The 15,723-nt window shown below is 57.9% G+C and carries 14 protein-coding genes; 11 read left to right on the top strand and 3 right to left on the bottom strand.

The features are described 5' to 3' along the window. Window positions 1-129: 129 nt before the first annotated feature. Window positions 130-735 (bottom strand): pyridoxamine 5'-phosphate oxidase, encoded by a 606-nt coding sequence (gene pdxH, locus BCF46_RS13535; RefSeq protein ID WP_121025138.1) that lies wholly within the window; start codon window positions 733-735, stop codon window positions 130-132. Between the two features lie 223 nt (window positions 736-958). On the opposite strand from pdxH, the gene fabI reads away from it, so the two are divergent. The 5 genes from fabI to trpE all read left to right on the top strand — a co-directional run bounded on the left by fabI (window position 959) and on the right by trpE (window position 6,985). Next, window positions 959-1,762: an enoyl-ACP reductase FabI gene (gene fabI, locus BCF46_RS13530; protein WP_121025135.1), complete on the top strand. Its 804-nt coding sequence runs from the start codon at window positions 959-961 to the stop codon at window positions 1,760-1,762. 72 nt (window positions 1,763-1,834) lie between these two features. Next, a complete protein-coding gene (gene gpt, locus BCF46_RS13525) occupies window positions 1,835-2,335 on the top strand; it encodes a xanthine phosphoribosyltransferase (RefSeq protein ID WP_121025132.1) in 501 nt (166 codons plus the stop codon). A gap of 38 nt (window positions 2,336-2,373) precedes the next feature. Further along, a complete protein-coding gene (locus tag BCF46_RS13520) occupies window positions 2,374-3,546 on the top strand; it encodes an aminotransferase (protein WP_121025129.1) in 1,173 nt (390 codons plus the stop codon). Between the two features lie 67 nt (window positions 3,547-3,613). Further along, the gene (locus BCF46_RS13515) at window positions 3,614-5,470 is read left to right on the top strand and encodes a peptidylprolyl isomerase (RefSeq protein ID WP_121025126.1); all 1,857 of its coding nucleotides are present in this window, start codon (window positions 3,614-3,616) and stop codon (window positions 5,468-5,470) included. A 3-nt stretch (window positions 5,471-5,473) separates the two neighbouring features. Beyond that, the gene (trpE, locus tag BCF46_RS13510) at window positions 5,474-6,985 is read left to right on the top strand and encodes an anthranilate synthase component I (protein ID WP_121025123.1); all 1,512 of its coding nucleotides are present in this window, start codon (window positions 5,474-5,476) and stop codon (window positions 6,983-6,985) included. 17 nt (window positions 6,986-7,002) lie between these two features. On the opposite strand, the gene BCF46_RS13505 is transcribed toward trpE, so the two are convergent. Then, on the bottom strand, window positions 7,003-8,544 hold the full coding sequence (locus BCF46_RS13505) for a divergent polysaccharide deacetylase family protein (protein ID WP_170157939.1): 1,542 nt from the start codon (window positions 8,542-8,544) through the stop codon (window positions 7,003-7,005). Between the two features lie 184 nt (window positions 8,545-8,728). Between BCF46_RS13505 and BCF46_RS13500 the strand changes: the two genes are divergently transcribed. From BCF46_RS13500 to lexA, 6 genes are all read left to right on the top strand, one after another. Continuing rightward, window positions 8,729-9,322, top strand: a complete 594-nt coding sequence (locus BCF46_RS13500) for an anthranilate synthase component II (RefSeq protein WP_121025427.1) — start codon at window positions 8,729-8,731, stop codon at window positions 9,320-9,322. Then, window positions 9,319-10,338 carry an anthranilate phosphoribosyltransferase gene (gene trpD, locus BCF46_RS13495; protein WP_121025117.1) on the top strand — a complete coding sequence of 340 codons (1,020 nt, stop codon included), beginning with the start codon at window positions 9,319-9,321 and terminating at the stop codon, window positions 10,336-10,338. Before BCF46_RS13500 ends, trpD begins: the two co-directional genes overlap by 4 nt. Continuing rightward, window positions 10,335-11,150 carry an indole-3-glycerol phosphate synthase TrpC gene (gene trpC, locus BCF46_RS13490; RefSeq protein WP_121025114.1) on the top strand — a complete coding sequence of 272 codons (816 nt, stop codon included), beginning with the start codon at window positions 10,335-10,337 and terminating at the stop codon, window positions 11,148-11,150. Before trpD ends, trpC begins: the two co-directional genes overlap by 4 nt. Continuing rightward, window positions 11,151-11,633, top strand: a complete 483-nt coding sequence (gene moaC, locus BCF46_RS13485; RefSeq protein ID WP_121025111.1) for a cyclic pyranopterin monophosphate synthase MoaC — start codon at window positions 11,151-11,153, stop codon at window positions 11,631-11,633. Then, a complete protein-coding gene (locus BCF46_RS13480) occupies window positions 11,630-12,802 on the top strand; it encodes a molybdopterin molybdotransferase MoeA (RefSeq protein WP_121025107.1) in 1,173 nt (390 codons plus the stop codon). The genes moaC and BCF46_RS13480 overlap by 4 nt, the downstream gene beginning before the upstream one ends. A gap of 83 nt (window positions 12,803-12,885) precedes the next feature. After that, window positions 12,886-13,572, top strand: coding sequence for a transcriptional repressor LexA (lexA, locus tag BCF46_RS13475; RefSeq protein ID WP_121025103.1), 687 nt, complete (start codon window positions 12,886-12,888; stop codon window positions 13,570-13,572). Here the strand turns inward: lexA and BCF46_RS13470 are convergent. Continuing rightward, window positions 13,566-15,686 carry a ComEC/Rec2 family competence protein gene (locus BCF46_RS13470; protein ID WP_121025099.1) on the bottom strand — a complete coding sequence of 707 codons (2,121 nt, stop codon included), beginning with the start codon at window positions 15,684-15,686 and terminating at the stop codon, window positions 13,566-13,568. The two genes, lexA and BCF46_RS13470, sit on opposite strands and share 7 nt — an antisense overlap. Between the last annotated feature and the right edge of the window lie 37 nt (window positions 15,687-15,723).

Below are 15,723 nucleotides of genomic sequence, written 5' to 3'. Positions count from 1 at the left end.
CTGCCCATGGAGTACCCCCAACTACTATTGTTAGGTCCACGTTGTCACATTGCAGGGTTTCAAGATAGGTAAGGGTTTCCTGCCCACCACCCTTTACGTGTACGTCAATTCTTCTTAGTTCCAGCCTAGTTACGGGCTGAGCCGGGTTATTGTCCATGGACCATTTGCATCAGCGCGGATCCAACGAAATCGGTCGTGCAGTCTTGCGGACCCATCGGCCCAGAATTCTATTTCAACAGGCTGTATCCGGAATCCGCCCCAAAACGGAGGACGATCCGGGTTTAGGCCTTTCTCAGCAGTCACCTTTGCCACCTTCGCCATCAACGCACCGCGCGATGAAAGCGGTTGGGATTGCTTGGATGCCCAAGCCCCCAACCGGCTTTTGAGCGAGCGTGATTTATAGTAGTCGTCAGCCTTTTCGCCGTTTTCTCGCGTTATTGTACCACGAACTCGTAGTTGGCGGCGTAAAGATTTCCAATGCATAACAAACGCGGCCGCGCCAGCGCTGTCCAATTCGCGTGCCTTCGCACTTTCGTAGTTGGTATAGAAGACAAAGGCATCGTCCTCAATATCCTTCAAAAGCACCATACGCGCATTGGGCATCCCGTCAGCGTCGACCGTTGCCAAAGCAATGGCATTAGGGTCATTGGGTTCAGTTTTCTCCGCCTCGACCAGCCACTGCTGGGCAATTACAAACGGATCTTCGCCCGCAAATATACCTGCTCTATCTGACATGCCTAAATTCCCACCGTATTCGACGGCTGCCCTACAGCCAATAAACTATGCACTCAACAATGACGTGACGTTGTTTTTTACCAGATGGCAAAAACTTTTCAACGCCGGTCTTTGATATAGAGTTAGGCCTTATGTTTAGCGCGCCACCCGCCGTGACTTGAAGCAGCCAAGGCTTTCGCCTAAACCATCCTAAACACAATAAGAAGTCGCTTTGGGGGACAATATGTCAAATGGATTGATGGCAGGCAAACGCGGCCTGATCATGGGGGTGGCCAATGACAAGTCCATCGCATGGGGAATTGCGAAAGCCTGCGCTGACCAAGGCGCCGAGATCGCGTTCTCGTATCAGGGCGACGCCCTCCTAAAACGTGTACGTCCACTTGCCGACAGCATCGGGGCGAAACATGTTTTGCCTTGCGACGTCGGCGATGGCGCATCAATAGACGCCTTGTTCGACACACTTAAAGAGGACTGGGGGTCGCTGGATTTCGTCGTTCACGCCATTGGTTTCTCCGACAAAAACGAGTTGCGCGGCCGCTATGTTGACACCAGCGCCGATAACTTTCGCATGTCGATGGACATCTCGGTTTACTCCTTTACCGCTGTCGCGCAGCGCGCTGAGAAGCTGATGAACAACGGCGGTTCTTTGCTCACATTGACCTATTATGGCGCTGAAAAGGTCATGCCACACTACAATGTTATGGGTGTGGCCAAGGCCGCATTGGAGGCATCGGTGAAATATCTGGCCGAGGATTTGGGGAAAGACAACATCCGCGTGAATGCCATTTCTGCCGGCACTATCAAGACGCTGGCGGCATCGGGCATCGGCGATTTCCGCTACATCATGAAGTGGAACGAATACAACTCGCCACTGCGCCGAACCATCACCCAAGAGGAAGTCGGCAAATCGGCTCTATATCTATTGTCTGATCTCAGCTCTGCCGTGACCGGTGAGGTGCATCATGTTGATGCGGGTTACCATGTCGTCGGGATGAAAGCCGTGGACGCGCCGGACATTGAGAAATGACTTAGCGGGCCGCTTTGGCGGCATGATCGCCGTGCTCGTGCAAAACGAGCCATCACTTGAGGGAACTGACCAATGACCGACCGCCTGCCCCACGAAAAAGGCTTCCATATAAGCTGGGACCAAATCCACCGTGACAGCCGCGCGCTTGCGTGGCGTCTGGACGGGCACGGGCCGGATGACGGCGCGTGGCGTGCCGTTGTTGCCATTACCCGTGGCGGTATGGCACCCGCAATGATCGCGGCGCGCGAGATGGATATTCGTACTGTGGATACGATCTCGATCAAGTCCTATGATAACCAAACGCAATCGGAAGCCACCGTTCTGCAAAAGCCAGATGACGCGTTGATGGGCGATGGCACCGGCATTCTAATCATCGACGATTTGGTCGACAGCGGCAAAACGCTGGAAGTTGTTCGCGCGCTGTATCCAAATGCGCATTTCGCCACCGTTTACGCCAAACCAAAGGGCCGTGCGCAGGTCGATACGTTCATCACCGAAGTGTCACAAGATACGTGGATCTTCTTCCCTTGGGACATGGCGATGCAATATGTTAAGCCCTACCGGGGCGAGTAAGCTTCGGCTCGTAACTGACTGTTAGAAAAGAAATATATATGCGCTTGAATCCAAACATGGCGGCGACGTTTCCCCCTCCGGTTATGGAGGCGCGGCGCTGGATTGATGGCGTTGAGTTCCCGACGGATCGCCCGTTGATTAATGTGTCGCAGGCGGCGCCGGTCGATCCGCCGCCCGCACCGTTGCGCGAGGCCATGGCGCAATTCGTCTTGGAAGATGATGCGACCCATCTGTATGGACCCGTTTTGGGGCTGCCAGAGTTGCGGACTGAAGTCGCGGCGCAATGGACGGCTGCATATGGCGGGCAAGTCTCCGCGTCGCAGGTCGCCATCACCTCGGGCTGCAATCAGGCCTTTGCCTCGATGATCGCGACCCTATGTGCCGCCGGTGATGAGGTAATCATCCCGACCCCATGGTATTTCAACCATAAGATGTGGCTTGATATGGGTGGTATCACCTCGGTGCCGTTGAAAGCCGGTGCCGGGCTTCTTCCATCCGTCGACGATACCGCGACGTTGATCACATCAAAGACACGCGCTATCACATTGGTTTCCCCAAATAATCCGGGTGGCGTAGAGTACCCGTCAGACCTGTTAAGCGCGTTCTACGAGTTATGTGACGCCCACGGCATCGCACTGATCGTAGACGAAACCTATCGCGACTTCGACAGCCGCAGTGGCGCACCGCATGATTTGTTCACGCACCCGAATTGGGAAGACACGCTGATCCAGCTGTATTCGTTCTCCAAGGCCTACCGTTTGACCGGCCACCGTGTTGGGGCGATGGTTGCGTCGGTCGCGCGTTTGGCGGAGGCCGAAAAGTTTCTCGACACGGTCACGATTTGCCCCAACCAATTGGGTCAACGTGCGGCGCTTTGGGGGATGCAGAACCTGGGCGAATGGCTGGGCGAACAGCGGGCTGAAATTCTGGCCCGCCGCGCGGCGATTGAAGAGCACTTTCCTAAACTTGCCGCAAAGGGTTGGACGCTGGAAGGCAACGGCGCGTATTTCGCGTATATGACCCACCCGTTTGACGAGCCATCGGACCAGCTTGCCCAACGCATGGTGCGCGATATCAGCGTGCTATGCTTGCCGGGCACGATGTTTGTCCCGGAAGGCGACCCGTCTGGGGCGAAGTCGCTGCGCATTGCGTTCGCCAATATCGACGCTGATGGTATTGCGGAGCTGTTTGAACGGATGGAAACCCTCTGATCCGCTTGCCCCTTTGGGGGCAACGGTTTAACAGGTTCCAACTGGTTTTCTTCTAGGAAGGTGAGACATGGCCAAGTCAGGCAAATCTAGCGCGTCGCGCATTGCGGTGTGGGGTATTTTGCTGCTGCTGGTAGCGGGGTTGGCGGGTTTTGGCTCTAGTGGTCTTAGCGGCAATATCTCTTCCATTGGCAGTGTTGGCGAGACGCCGATTACCGTTCAGGAATATCAACGTGGTTTGCAGCAAGAGATCGACTTTGAGTCGCGCCGCCGTGGAACGCCTGTCTCTATGCAAACCGCCCTTCTCGAAGGGTTGGATGTACGGGTGCGCGGGCGTTTAGCCGCAACGACTGCGTTGACAGAGGAGGCCCGCTTGATGGGGCTTTCCGTTGGTGACGCCGAAGTGCTGAGCCAACTCCAACAGGTTCCCGCCTTTCAGGGACCAGATGGCGCGTTTAACCGCGAGACCTATGAATTCGCGCTGGAGCGCAACGATGTGCGCCCGACGGAGTTCGAAGATGATCTGCGCAAAACCGCCGCGCGACAGCTTTTGCAACAATCGGTGACAGGTGGGCTGACCCTGAATGAGTCCTACGCAGAAACGCTCTATGGCTTCATTGGCGAGCGTCGTTCGTTCCGCTGGGCTGTGCTGGACGCTGCCCTGCTGGCCACCCCTAATGACGCGCCAACAGACGCGGAATTGAAGGCGTTCTACGAAGAGAATGGCACACAATTCGAAACTCTCGAGGTGCGCAAGATCAGTTATGCTTGGTTGACACCGGACATGCTGGTCGACGAGATCACCCCGAACGAAGACGAACTGCGCGCGCTGTATGACGAACGCTCTGACGAGTTCAACCAACCGGAGCGTCGCATTGTCGAGCGTTTGGGGTTTGCTGACTCTGAGGCTGCTAGCGCAGCAAAAGCTGCAATTGACGCGGGCGAGACCAGCTTCGACGACCTCGTCACCGAACGCGGGCTGACGCTGGAAGATGTCGACCAAGGCGAAGTTGCCCGTAATGATCTGGACGGACCCATTGCCGACGCCGTTTTTGCTATGACAGAGCCGGGTATCTCCGCGCCGGTAGAGACGTCGCTCGGCCCCGCCCTCTACCGCGTTAACGCGGTTCTGGAAGCGCAAGAGATCACCTTTGACGAGGTGCGTGACGACTTGGTGGCGGAAGCGGCCGAAGACCAAGCCCGTCGTGCAGTGCTCGACAAATTGACCGATGTCGAAGACCTGCTGGCAGGCGGAGCCACTCTGGAAGAGCTAGGAACCGATACCGACCTGGAATTCGGCCAAATCGATTTTTCAGAGACCAATCAAGAAGGCATCGCAGGCTATGACAACTTCCGCGAAGAAGCGGCGCGTCTGAACGAGGGCGATTTCCCCGAGGCACGCGAGCTGTCTGACGGCGGAATTTTCGCAGCGCGTCTGGACGAGATTGTTCCACCTGCCCTGCCCGCACTTGCGGATATCCGCGACGATGTAGTTGCCGCATGGAACGCGGCGGAAACCAAACGTCGGTTGACCGCGTTGGGCGACGATTTAAAAGCTCAACTGGATCAAGGCACCGCCATGGAAGCCCTTGGGCTGGACGGTCGCACTGAGACGGACCGTGGCCGCACAGAGTTCATCGAGGATACGCCTGTTGCCTTGCTGATAACTGCGTTTGAGCTGGAAAAAGCTTCCGACACCGCGCTTATCCCGACCGACGATGGTGCGATTCTAGTGGAGTTGCTGGACATCTCTGCCGCTGATCTTGCGGCTGATGACGCGCAAGACTTTCTGACACAATTGTCCCAACAAGGCAGCGCCGGCCTCGCGGCTGACGTGTTCGAGTTGTACGGTCAAGCTGTGCAAGCGCGTCACGGCCTGAGCCTTGATCAAGTCGCCGTCAACGCCGTGAATGCGAGCATCCGCTGATCCATGGCCTTGTTTCCTGAATATGATGACTTCGCCAAGCGGTTCGACGCGGGCGAGAACCAAGTGGTCTATACGCGGTTGGCAGCTGATCTGGACACGCCAGTCTCACTGATGCTGAAACTCACGGCGGCTCAGCCCGACAGCTTCGTGCTGGAATCGGTGACTGGCGGCGAAGTGCGCGGGCGCTATTCGATTATCGGCATGAAACCTGATCTAATCTGGCGGTGCCGCGGCGAGACAAGCGAGTTGAACCGCTCCGCCCGTTTTGACCGTGAGGCGTTCGAGCCCTGTGCGAGCGACCCGTTGACCGCATTGCGTGAAGTGCTGGCCGAGAGCCGGATTGAGTTGCCGGAAGGACTGCCAGCTGCTTCTGCCGGACTTTTTGGCTATCTGGGCTACGACATGATCCGCTTGGTGGAGCATTTGCCGGATGTGAACCCCGACCCATTGGGACTACCTGACGCCGTGATGCAACGACCTTCTGTCGTGGCTGTCGTAGACGGCGTCAAAGGCGAAGTGATCGTTGTCAGCCCTGCATGGGCGTCGAGTGGTCTATCTGCGCGCGCGGCCTACGCCCAAGCCGCCGAGCGGGTGATGGACGCGGTGCGTGATCTGGACCGCGCGGTGCCAACCGACGCGCGTGATCTTGGCGAGGAAACCGCCGTCGCCGAGCCTGTTTCAAACTTCACCCATCAGGGTTATCTGGACGCCGTCGAGAAGGCCCGCGAATACATCCGCGCGGGTGACATTTTTCAAGTGGTTCCGTCGCAACGCTGGACGCAGGATTTCCCGCTGCCACCGTTTTCGCTATACCGCGCGTTGCGACGCACCAACCCGTCACCGTTTATGTTCTACTTTAACATGGGTGGATTTCAGATTGTCGGCGCCAGCCCTGAAATTCTGGTGCGGGTATTCGGTCGCGAGGTCACAATCCGACCGATCGCAGGCACCCGCAAACGCGGCACCACGCCGGAGGAAGACCGCGCGCTGGAAGCCGATCTGTTAGCCGATCCTAAAGAATGCGCAGAACATCTAATGCTGCTTGACCTTGGCCGCAATGACACCGGCAAAGTGTCGAAGATTGGCACGGTAACACCTACTGAAAAGTTCATCATTGAGCGCTATAGCCACGTGATGCACATCGTTTCCAATGTGACGGGTGAATTGGCCGAAGACCAAGATGCGCTGTCTGCGCTTCTGTCCGGTTTGCCCGCAGGTACCGTGTCCGGTGCACCCAAGGTGCGTGCGATGGAGATCATCGACGAGTTGGAGCCGGAGAAACGCGGCATTTATGGAGGCGGCTGCGGGTATTTCTCGGCCAATGGCGACATGGATATCTGCATCGCGCTGCGCACGGGCGTCGTCAAAGACGACAAGCTATATGTGCAAGCGGGTGGTGGTGTTGTCTATGACAGCGACCCGGAGGCGGAATTCGAAGAAACCGTCAACAAGTCCAAAGCTCTGCGCATGGCTGCGAAAGAGGCCGGGTTGTTCCTGCGTGGCGGGAACGGCTGAAGGGTGAAGTTGACGCCTTAGGAGGCCTCATCCGCCAGCATCACCGAAGAGACCGGCACCATCGCGATGCCCGCCTCTTTCTTTTCCAGCACCCACTCCACGATTGCTTTCACCGTTTCGGGGTAGCTGCGCCCCACCACGACGACAGATCCGTCACGGTTGGCGTTAAAGGCTGCGCGGTCCAGATAGCGTTTGATCTTGGGGCTTTCTTCCAGATCGGCGTCCAGCACGCGGAACACGGTAGCCGCAGGAATATCCTCGCGGCGGGCCGCCTGTTGCGCGGTGTTCAGGCCGCGATCGTAAGTTACCAATCCATGGCCGCTATTGCGGATCGCGCCAAGCACCGGCTGGAGCAGCGTCCTGTTGGATTGAATGCGCGCGTCGAGCGGGTCCAATATGCCGACAGATTCGTTGAGAATGGCAAAATAGGCCTCAACGGCGACGGCCACATCGCTGGGCGAGGATGCTGTCGGCAATTCGTTGGCGATCACAATGACCTCCATCCCTGCTTGGCGGTAGTCGGCCATGATGCGGGCAGCGTCTTTTGCCGTAGGATCAATTGCTATGGTCACCGGGACGGAAAGCTCCATCAGGTCATCGCGTGGGATGCCGTCTTCGCCACTGTCTATCAAGATGACCCCGAACAGCGTTTTGCCCTCGGTGCCCTCGACCTTGGTGCTAAAGGCGCGCAACGCGCCAAGCTCGGCGGGGTCAACCGCAACCGCTTCGGGTGCGGCCTCTTCCGGAGCTGTCGTGATCAGCGTGCTTGAGCCGCCCACACTGGGAAGCCGATTGGTGACGACCCCGGAATTCACCTGCGGCAAGGTGATGGGCGTGTCGGCAGAGGCGACCTCGACAGGGTCTTGTTGCGGATCACCGATGGTTGGCAAGCTCGTTACGCGTGGGAGCACGGGGGCGTCAATGTCCGCAGTTTGTTCCGTTCCGACCACTGTTGGCGAGGTTAGTTCAGAAGGCTGGACGGATGGCGAGGTCGTGTCAGTGCTGGCCTCGACATTTGGCGAGGCTTCAACCGCCGGAGCTTGAACCCCAGTTTGAACTTGAGCGACAGGTGCAGGTGACGGGTCCGCGCTGGCGATGATGATTTCGTCATTGCCCTCGGGCTGTACGGCGGGGGCTTGCGGAATAAGCTGCGCGACCTGCGCGTCGGAAGTCGCAATCTCGGCAGTAGGGCTGTCAGTGTCTGTGGCGATGTTGGTGTCGAGCTGTGGCGCTTCGGATTGCACGACGGGCGCATCTTGCTGTGTTTCGGGGATATCAAGGGGTGATGCTTCGGATGCAGTAGTGCTTTCGACGACCGCTGTGACTGTGTCGCTGGCGTCCGTGCTGGGAGTGACTTTGGGGGCGGTGTCCGCTTGGGGCGCAGCACTGCTCTCTACGTTTTCGGGGGCGACGGCTTCTGGCTGGGTCGTCTCGACCTCCAGCTTTGGTGCTGCGTCTATTCTGTCTTGCGGAAGCGGCGCATAGAGGGACAGTATGGACATAACGACCACGCCCACAAACCCACCTGACACTATACCCGCGCCTATACCTTTGCCCATCGTTCTGATCCTCGCCCGACCAATTGTCGTTTTTACCCCTGAGCGTGCGCAGATTACGAGGCTTTTCGCCCGTTTGATATAGGGGGGCCTAGATAAGCGGCCTTGACCCCGGCACGCAGCTCTGGGCATTTATAGAGCTACACGGAAGGCTGTGGAAAGCCCTTTCGAAACAAAGGGCAAGTTGATGCTGCTATTGATCGATAATTACGACAGTTTCACCTATAATCTGGTGCATTTCTTCGGCGAATTGGGGGCTGACGTAAAAGTTGTCCGCAACGACGCGATTGATGTGCAGGCCGCAATGGCCATGAACGCGCGCGGCATTGTCCTGAGCCCCGGCCCCAAAACGCCGAGTGACGCGGGTATTTGTCTGGCGCTGACGGCGGCTGCTGCGGAGACCAAAACCCCGTTGTTTGGCGTGTGCCTTGGGCATCAGACGATTGGCGAGGCCTTTGGTGGCAAGGTCGTGCGCCATTCCGAGATCGTGCATGGCAAGATGGGCAGCTATGTCCATGACGGGAAAAGCGTGTTCAAAGACCTGCCCTCGCCGTTCGAGGCCACGCGCTACCACTCGTTGGTGGTGGACCGCGACAGCCTGCCCGATTGTCTGGAGGTCACCGCGACATTGGAAGACGGAACGATCATGGGGCTGCAACACCGCGAATTGCCGATCCATGGTGTTCAGTTTCACCCCGAGAGCATCGCCTCGCAACACGGGCATCAAATGCTGCAAAATTTCCTTGATGTCTTGCCCGGCAAGGCAGGAGTGGCGGCATGAGCGACACCCTCAAGCCCCTTATCGGAATTTCCGCCGAACGCCCTTTGACCCGCGCCGAAGCTGAAGTCGCGTTTCAAGCGTTGTTTGAAGGACGTGCGACACCCAGCCAGATTGGTGGCTTCTTGATGGCATTGCGCACCCGTGGTGAAACGGTCGAAGAATACGCCGCGGCGGCGGCAGTGATGCGGTCCAAGTGTCACCCGGTCGTGGCGCCGAAGGGTGCCATGGACATTGTTGGCACGGGCGGCGACGGCAAGGGGACGTTGAATATCTCCACCGCTACGGCGTTTGTGGTCGCGGGCGCAGGCGTGGTCGTTGCCAAGCATGGCAACCGGAACCTGTCGTCAAAATCCGGTGCTGCGGACGCTCTGGGTGCGATGGGAATCAATGTCATGGTCGGGGCCGATGTGGTCAGCCGCGCCATTTCCGAGATTGGCATCGGCTTCATGATGGCCCCTATGCACCACCCTGCGATTGCCCACGTGATGCCAACCCGTGCGGAGCTTGGGACGCGCACCATCTTTAATATTCTTGGCCCGCTAACCAATCCGGCAGGCGTCAAACGACAACTGACAGGCGCGTTTTCGGCAGAGTTGATCCGTCCGATGGCAGAAACGCTGCTGGCGCTAGGCTCGGAAAAAGCTTGGCTGGTGCATGGCGGCGATGGGACGGATGAACTGGCAATCTCGGCACCATCCAAGGTGGCGGTGTTGGAAAACGGCTCAGTGCATGACATGGAGATCGCCCCGGAAGATGCGGGCCTGACGCCCCACCCGTTCGAGGATATTCTGGGAGGAACGCCTTCGGAAAACGCCGTGGCCTTTGGCGCGCTTTTGCTTGGCGAGGCCTCGGCCTATCGCGACGCTGTATTGTTGAATTCGGCTGCGGCTTTGGTCGTCGCTGACAAAGCTGCGAACTTGCGTGAAGGTGTGGACATGGCTCGCGTCAGCATCGACAGTGGGGCGGCAAAAGCAAAAGTAGACGCACTGGCAAAACTGACTTCGGAGGCCGAATGACCACCCCAACCGTTCTGGAAAAGATCAAAGCCTACAAGCTGGAAGAGGTCGCCGAGCGCAAGGCGGCACGCAGCCTCGCAGACTTGGAGAGCGATGCGGCCAACGCCCCTGCCCCGCGCGGCTTTGCCGATGCACTGACGGAGGCTGCTATCAGCGGCTACGGGTTGATTGCCGAGATCAAGAAAGCCAGCCCGTCCAAAGGCGTGATCCGTGACGATTTTGACGTGCCCGCGCTGGCCAAAGCCTACGCGGACGGTGGTGCCACCTGCTTGAGCATTCTGACAGACACCCCCTCTTTCCAGGGTGCTGACGAATATCTGATGCAGGCCCGCGACGCCTGCGACTTGCCCGTGCTCCGCAAGGATTTCCTGTATGACCCCTATCAAGTCATCGAATCTCGCGCGCTTGGGGCCGATTGCATCCTGATCATCATGGCCTCGGTTGACTACAGCCTTGCCCTTGAACTGGAAGATACGGCCATCCGACTTGGCATGGATGTGTTGGTCGAAGTCCACAATGACGCGGAACTTCAACGTGCTCTGTCGCTGAAAAGTACTCTTTTGGGGATCAACAATCGCGATCTGCACACGTTTGACGTGACGTTGGATACAACGCGAAAACTGGCGCGACAGGTGCCTGAAGACAAATTGATCGTGGCCGAAAGCGGTTTGTTCGAGCCGACGGATTTGTCCGATCTAGCCCGCTATGGCGCACGTTGTTTCCTGATCGGCGAAAGCTTGATGCGTCAAGAAGACGTCACCGCGGCCACACGCCATATCCTGAGCGATAAACCAATGACCGGCGGTCTTTAAATGGCGGAGCTGACCCATTTCGACGGTGATGGCCATGCTCATATGGTGGATGTGTCCGACAAGGCAGTGACCTCGCGCGTTGCGGTAGCCGAAGGTTGTGTGAAGATGCAGCCCGAGACTTTTGCGCTGATCACCGAAGGTCGTGCCAAGAAGGGCGATGTGTTGGGCGTGGCTCGGCTGGCGGGCATTATGGGGGCGAAGAAATGCTCTGAACTGATCCCGCTATGTCATCCTTTGCCCATCACCAAGGTCGCACTGGACTTAACTCCTGATGCCTCTTTGCCAGGTATCCGTATTGAAGCAACGGTCAAGACCACCGGACAGACCGGCGTCGAGATGGAGGCGCTGACTGCGGTATCGACGGCTGCGCTGACGATCTACGATATGGTTAAGGCCGCCGAAAAAACCATGGAAATCTGCGACATACGACTTGTTCTTAAAGACGGTGGCAAGTCTGGACTGTTCGAGGCCAAGCGCGGATGATCTCGGTTGCCGAGGCTCTGTCAGCGGTTCTGAAACTTGGGTCACCCCTTGATGTGGAACTGGTTTCCCTTGCTGAAGCCGATGGTCGTGTGCTGGCCCAGGACGTGGCCGCGACGCGCAATCAGCCTCCGTTCTCGGCCTCTGCGATGGATGGTTACGCAGTTTCAACCACCGACGTGTTCGAGGGAGACCAATTCACAGTAATCGGCGAAGCTGCCGCAGGACACCGCTTTGACGGGGTGGTCGGCGCGGGTCAAACTGTTCGGATATTTACCGGCGCGCCCATGCCAGAAGGCGCAGAACGGGTTGTCATCCAAGAAGACGTCACCCGAGACGGCGATGTTGTGGTGCTGCAAGGCACCCTCGACACGGGCCGCCATGTACGCCCTGCGGGTGGGGATTTCAAAACGGGTGACGTGATCACGGCCCCGCGCCGTCTGGGCCCGTCCGACATTGCGCTTCTGGCCTCGATGAACGTGGCGCGGGTTCCCGTGCGCCGCCGCCCCGTGGTGGCTATCATCGCCACCGGAGACGAACTGGTCAGCCCCGGGGAAACACCACGTGATGACCAGATTATCGCCTCGAACTCGCTTGGTCTTGCGGCGATGTTCCGCAGCGCTGGCGCCGAAACGCGACTTTTGCCCATTGCGAAAGATACGCCTTCCTCGTTGGAAATGGCGCTGTCGCTGGCAGAGGGCGCGGACCTGTTGGTGACCATCGGCGGTGCGTCGGTTGGAGATCATGATATCGTGGCCGACGTCGCCGGGAACTTAGGACTTGAACGCCAGTTCTATAAAGTCGCGATGCGGCCCGGAAAGCCGCTGATGGCGGGGCGCATTGGCCAGATGGCGATGATCGGTCTACCGGGAAACCCTGTCTCCTCGATGGTTTGTGGCGAGGTGTTCATCAAGCCGCTGCTAGACCGTTTCCTCGGTCTACCCGCTGGCCCTCGCATGCGGATCACCCTGCCTTTGGCCGCACCGCTGGGCGCGAACAGCCAACGCGAACATTATATGCGTGCGATCACAGAGGATGGCGCGGTGAAATCCTTTGAGCGGCAAGATAGCTCCCTGCTTACTGTACTGGCTTGTGCCAACGCGTTGATCGTGCGCCCGCCGGGTGATCCAGCACGCGACGAGGGTGATCGCGTTCAGGTCATCACGCTCTAGGCGTTGACACAAAACAAGAACAGCGGTAGAACATCGGAGAACATGGCGCAAAAAATGCGCCGCCATCAGGGAGTTCTGAGCCGATGCTGACGAAGAAACAGCTGGACCTGTTGAAATTCATCCATGGTCGTATTCAACGTGACGGGGTTCCGCCCTCGTTTGACGAAATGAAGGATGCGCTGGATTTGCGTTCCAAGTCCGGCATTCACCGCCTGATTACGGCGCTGGAGGAGCGTGGCTTCATCCAACGTCTGGCACACAAGGCGCGTGCGCTAGAGATTGTGAAGCTTCCCGATGCAATGGAAGGCAACGGCTTCAGACCACGTGTGATTGAAGGCGACCGACCTGCAGCAAACCCTAAGGCGATGGCTCTGGAAGGTGTTCATGCGTTGGAGTTGCCTGTTATGGGTCGCATCGCCGCTGGTACTCCGATTGAAGCAATCAGCGAGGTCTCCCATCATGTGGCCGTCCCGGGCTCCATGCTCGCAGGAAGCGGACATCATTACGCGTTAGAGGTGAAGGGCGACTCGATGATCGAAGCAGGCATCAATGACGGTGACGTTGTTGTTATCCGTGAGCAGATCACCGCCAATAACGGGGATATCGTTGTGGCATTGGTCGAAGATCAGGAAGCCACGTTGAAACGGTTCCGGCGTCACGGCTCCTCCATCGCGTTGGAGCCTGCGAACTCTGCCTATGAAACCCGCGTACTGCCGGACAATATGGTCAAGGTTCAGGGGCGTTTGGTGGGATTGATCCGCTCTTACTGACCGCGTCTTTGCGATTTTGAAACCCACAGCCGATTGCCTTGCCGCGATCGGCTGTTTTCATATGTAAGGCCGGTATCCGTCGCGTAGATCGCGACCGCGCCGCCATCGGCAAAATCAACTGCATTCCATCCGGTGCATCCCTTGGGCAAGGGTACATCCACGCGAGGCAAAATGACAAAATCGTTTTTCGAGCATGCGGCTTCAATGTCGATTGTTTTCGGATTGGCAGCGTTGAACACAAGCGTGTTCCCCGCAATATCCGTGCGCAGATAGTTAGCCGAAAAATCCGCCCGCTGTGCGGCCTGCATCTGATCCGCGGGATCGCCGTCGTTTTCCAGCCAGACCCGCGCGGAAAAACCGTCGCCTTTCGGTTTGTTCAAGGCACGTTGACCGTTCTGCAGAACCCCGATCAGACGACCCGTTTCGGATATCAGCGCTGTTGGACGCTCGACGCCTTGCCAAAGAATGACTGCCACGCAAATCGGTGCAAGCCCAAAGAGCCGCCCCGCCCCTTGCCAGATGCAAAGCATCAGTCCACCAAATGCAATCAACGGAAGAACCCAAGGCCCCGGCGCGACGATCGCACGCGTGCTGCCGTCAAGGTCGGCCACAAACTCAGCTACTCGCAATATCCATGTTATGCCTAGCTCCATGATCCAGAGCCCAACCCCCTCCAACCCTAGTGGCGTGAGGCCGCCCGCTAAAAGTGCTCCGGGCATTACGATCAGACCCATAACGGGGACCGACAGCAAGTTTGCGAGTAGACCGTAATGGGAGAGTTGGTTGAAATGTGCCGCCCCGAAAGGGGCCGTCGCCACACCCGCGATAAACGACGACAACAGCAATGTCACAGCCGCATTGAGAAACTTGGGGAGTACCACGAACATACCTTTGTCGCGGATCACCGCAAACACAGCGACCAACGCTGTTGTGGCGGCAAAGGACATCTGGAACCCGGGACCGACCAGCGCCTCCGGTGAAGTCAACAACACGAGGAACGCAGCTATCGCGACCGCCCTGAGCGACAGCGCGGACCGTTCCACACAGACCGCTAACAGCATGACGGAGACCATGATAAAGGCCCGTTGGGTCGCGACATTCGCGCCAGATACGCCAAGGTACAAAACCGCAGCGATGAAGGCGCAAATGGCGGCAATCTTGCGGATGGGAAGTCGGACCGCCAGTTGGGGAATGGCCGCAAGCGCGAAGCGGATCATTGCAAAAACGGCCCCTGTCAAAAGCCCCATATGGAGGCCAGATATCGCCAAGAGATGTGCCAAATTCGAAGCCCTGAGCGCGTCGAGCAACGCCGGATCGAGATCTGATCTGTCGCCTGTAATAATTGCTGCGGCAAAGGGGCCTTCTTGTTCTGCCATACGGAGCTTGATTGCATTGGATAGTAATAATCGAAACTTGTAGAGCCGGAGTGATGGCGCGTCGATATTGTCAGATGCCGGAGCCAAACGAAGTGTCGGGTTACGTGTATATCCTAGCGCGCCTAGCTGCTGAAACCAAAGGTGGCGCTGGAAATCGAAACCGCCCGGCTCAACGGGGCCAGCGGGCGGACCCAGATGCCCTGTCGTCATAACGACGTCACCCGGCACGAAGTTGAACCCCAAATCTGGCCCGTGAAGCGAAATTCGCGCGCGGATTGGTGTGCGGTGAGGCGCCACGTGCGAAAGTCTTACCTGATCGAGTGTCAGGCGCGTCTTTTCTGACGCGGATTTGTCGATGGACACGATGCGCCCCTCTATAGGGCCATAGTAGCGATAGGACAGAACGGGCGCCGCCACCTCATTTGCCCGAATGCTTGCTATAGTGGCCCCGCCAAGCGCCAAACTCAGCACCCATAATGTCATCGAGATCCAGCACGCCCTGTGCCGGTCGAAAAGAATGGCCAATAGCCACAGCGTGCAGATGAATGCCGATGATGCAGCTAAGTGACGCCAGTCCGGCTCGGACGCGATGCTGAAATAGCCCCCGACACCAGATCCGAAACAAACGGGCACCCAAGGAAACAGATGGGATTGCTGGCGCGCGAATGTTGTCGAGATCGCCAAAGAAATGGCTGCCAATATGGGCGGTCGCCCGACGTCACCTGCTCTTGTCTCCATCACCGCGATTGCCTAAACCTGAGCGCAAATAGGCCCG

This window comes from Litoreibacter meonggei (assembly GCF_003663885.1).
In the GTDB taxonomy this organism is placed as follows: domain Bacteria; phylum Pseudomonadota; class Alphaproteobacteria; order Rhodobacterales; family Rhodobacteraceae; genus Litoreibacter; species Litoreibacter meonggei.
This window is presented reverse-complemented; position numbering and strand designations above follow the sequence as displayed.

Coding starts and splice junctions, on each gene's coding strand:
- pdxH (WP_121025138.1), bottom strand. CDS start 735: ATGTCAGATAGAGCAGGTATATTTGCGGGCGAAGATCCGTTTGTAATT.
- fabI (WP_121025135.1), top strand. CDS start 959: ATGTCAAATGGATTGATGGCAGGCAAACGCGGCCTGATCATGGGGGTG.
- gpt (WP_121025132.1), top strand. CDS start 1,835: ATGACCGACCGCCTGCCCCACGAAAAAGGCTTCCATATAAGCTGGGAC.
- BCF46_RS13520 (WP_121025129.1), top strand. CDS start 2,374: ATGCGCTTGAATCCAAACATGGCGGCGACGTTTCCCCCTCCGGTTATG.
- BCF46_RS13515 (WP_121025126.1), top strand. CDS start 3,614: ATGGCCAAGTCAGGCAAATCTAGCGCGTCGCGCATTGCGGTGTGGGGT.
- trpE (WP_121025123.1), top strand. CDS start 5,474: ATGGCCTTGTTTCCTGAATATGATGACTTCGCCAAGCGGTTCGACGCG.
- BCF46_RS13505 (WP_170157939.1), bottom strand. CDS start 8,544: ATGGGCAAAGGTATAGGCGCGGGTATAGTGTCAGGTGGGTTTGTGGGC.
- BCF46_RS13500 (WP_121025427.1), top strand. CDS start 8,729: ATGCTGCTATTGATCGATAATTACGACAGTTTCACCTATAATCTGGTG.
- trpD (WP_121025117.1), top strand. CDS start 9,319: ATGAGCGACACCCTCAAGCCCCTTATCGGAATTTCCGCCGAACGCCCT.
- trpC (WP_121025114.1), top strand. CDS start 10,335: ATGACCACCCCAACCGTTCTGGAAAAGATCAAAGCCTACAAGCTGGAA.
- moaC (WP_121025111.1), top strand. CDS start 11,151: ATGGCGGAGCTGACCCATTTCGACGGTGATGGCCATGCTCATATGGTG.
- BCF46_RS13480 (WP_121025107.1), top strand. CDS start 11,630: ATGATCTCGGTTGCCGAGGCTCTGTCAGCGGTTCTGAAACTTGGGTCA.
- lexA (WP_121025103.1), top strand. CDS start 12,886: ATGCTGACGAAGAAACAGCTGGACCTGTTGAAATTCATCCATGGTCGT.
- BCF46_RS13470 (WP_121025099.1), bottom strand. CDS start 15,686: ATGGAGACAAGAGCAGGTGACGTCGGGCGACCGCCCATATTGGCAGCC.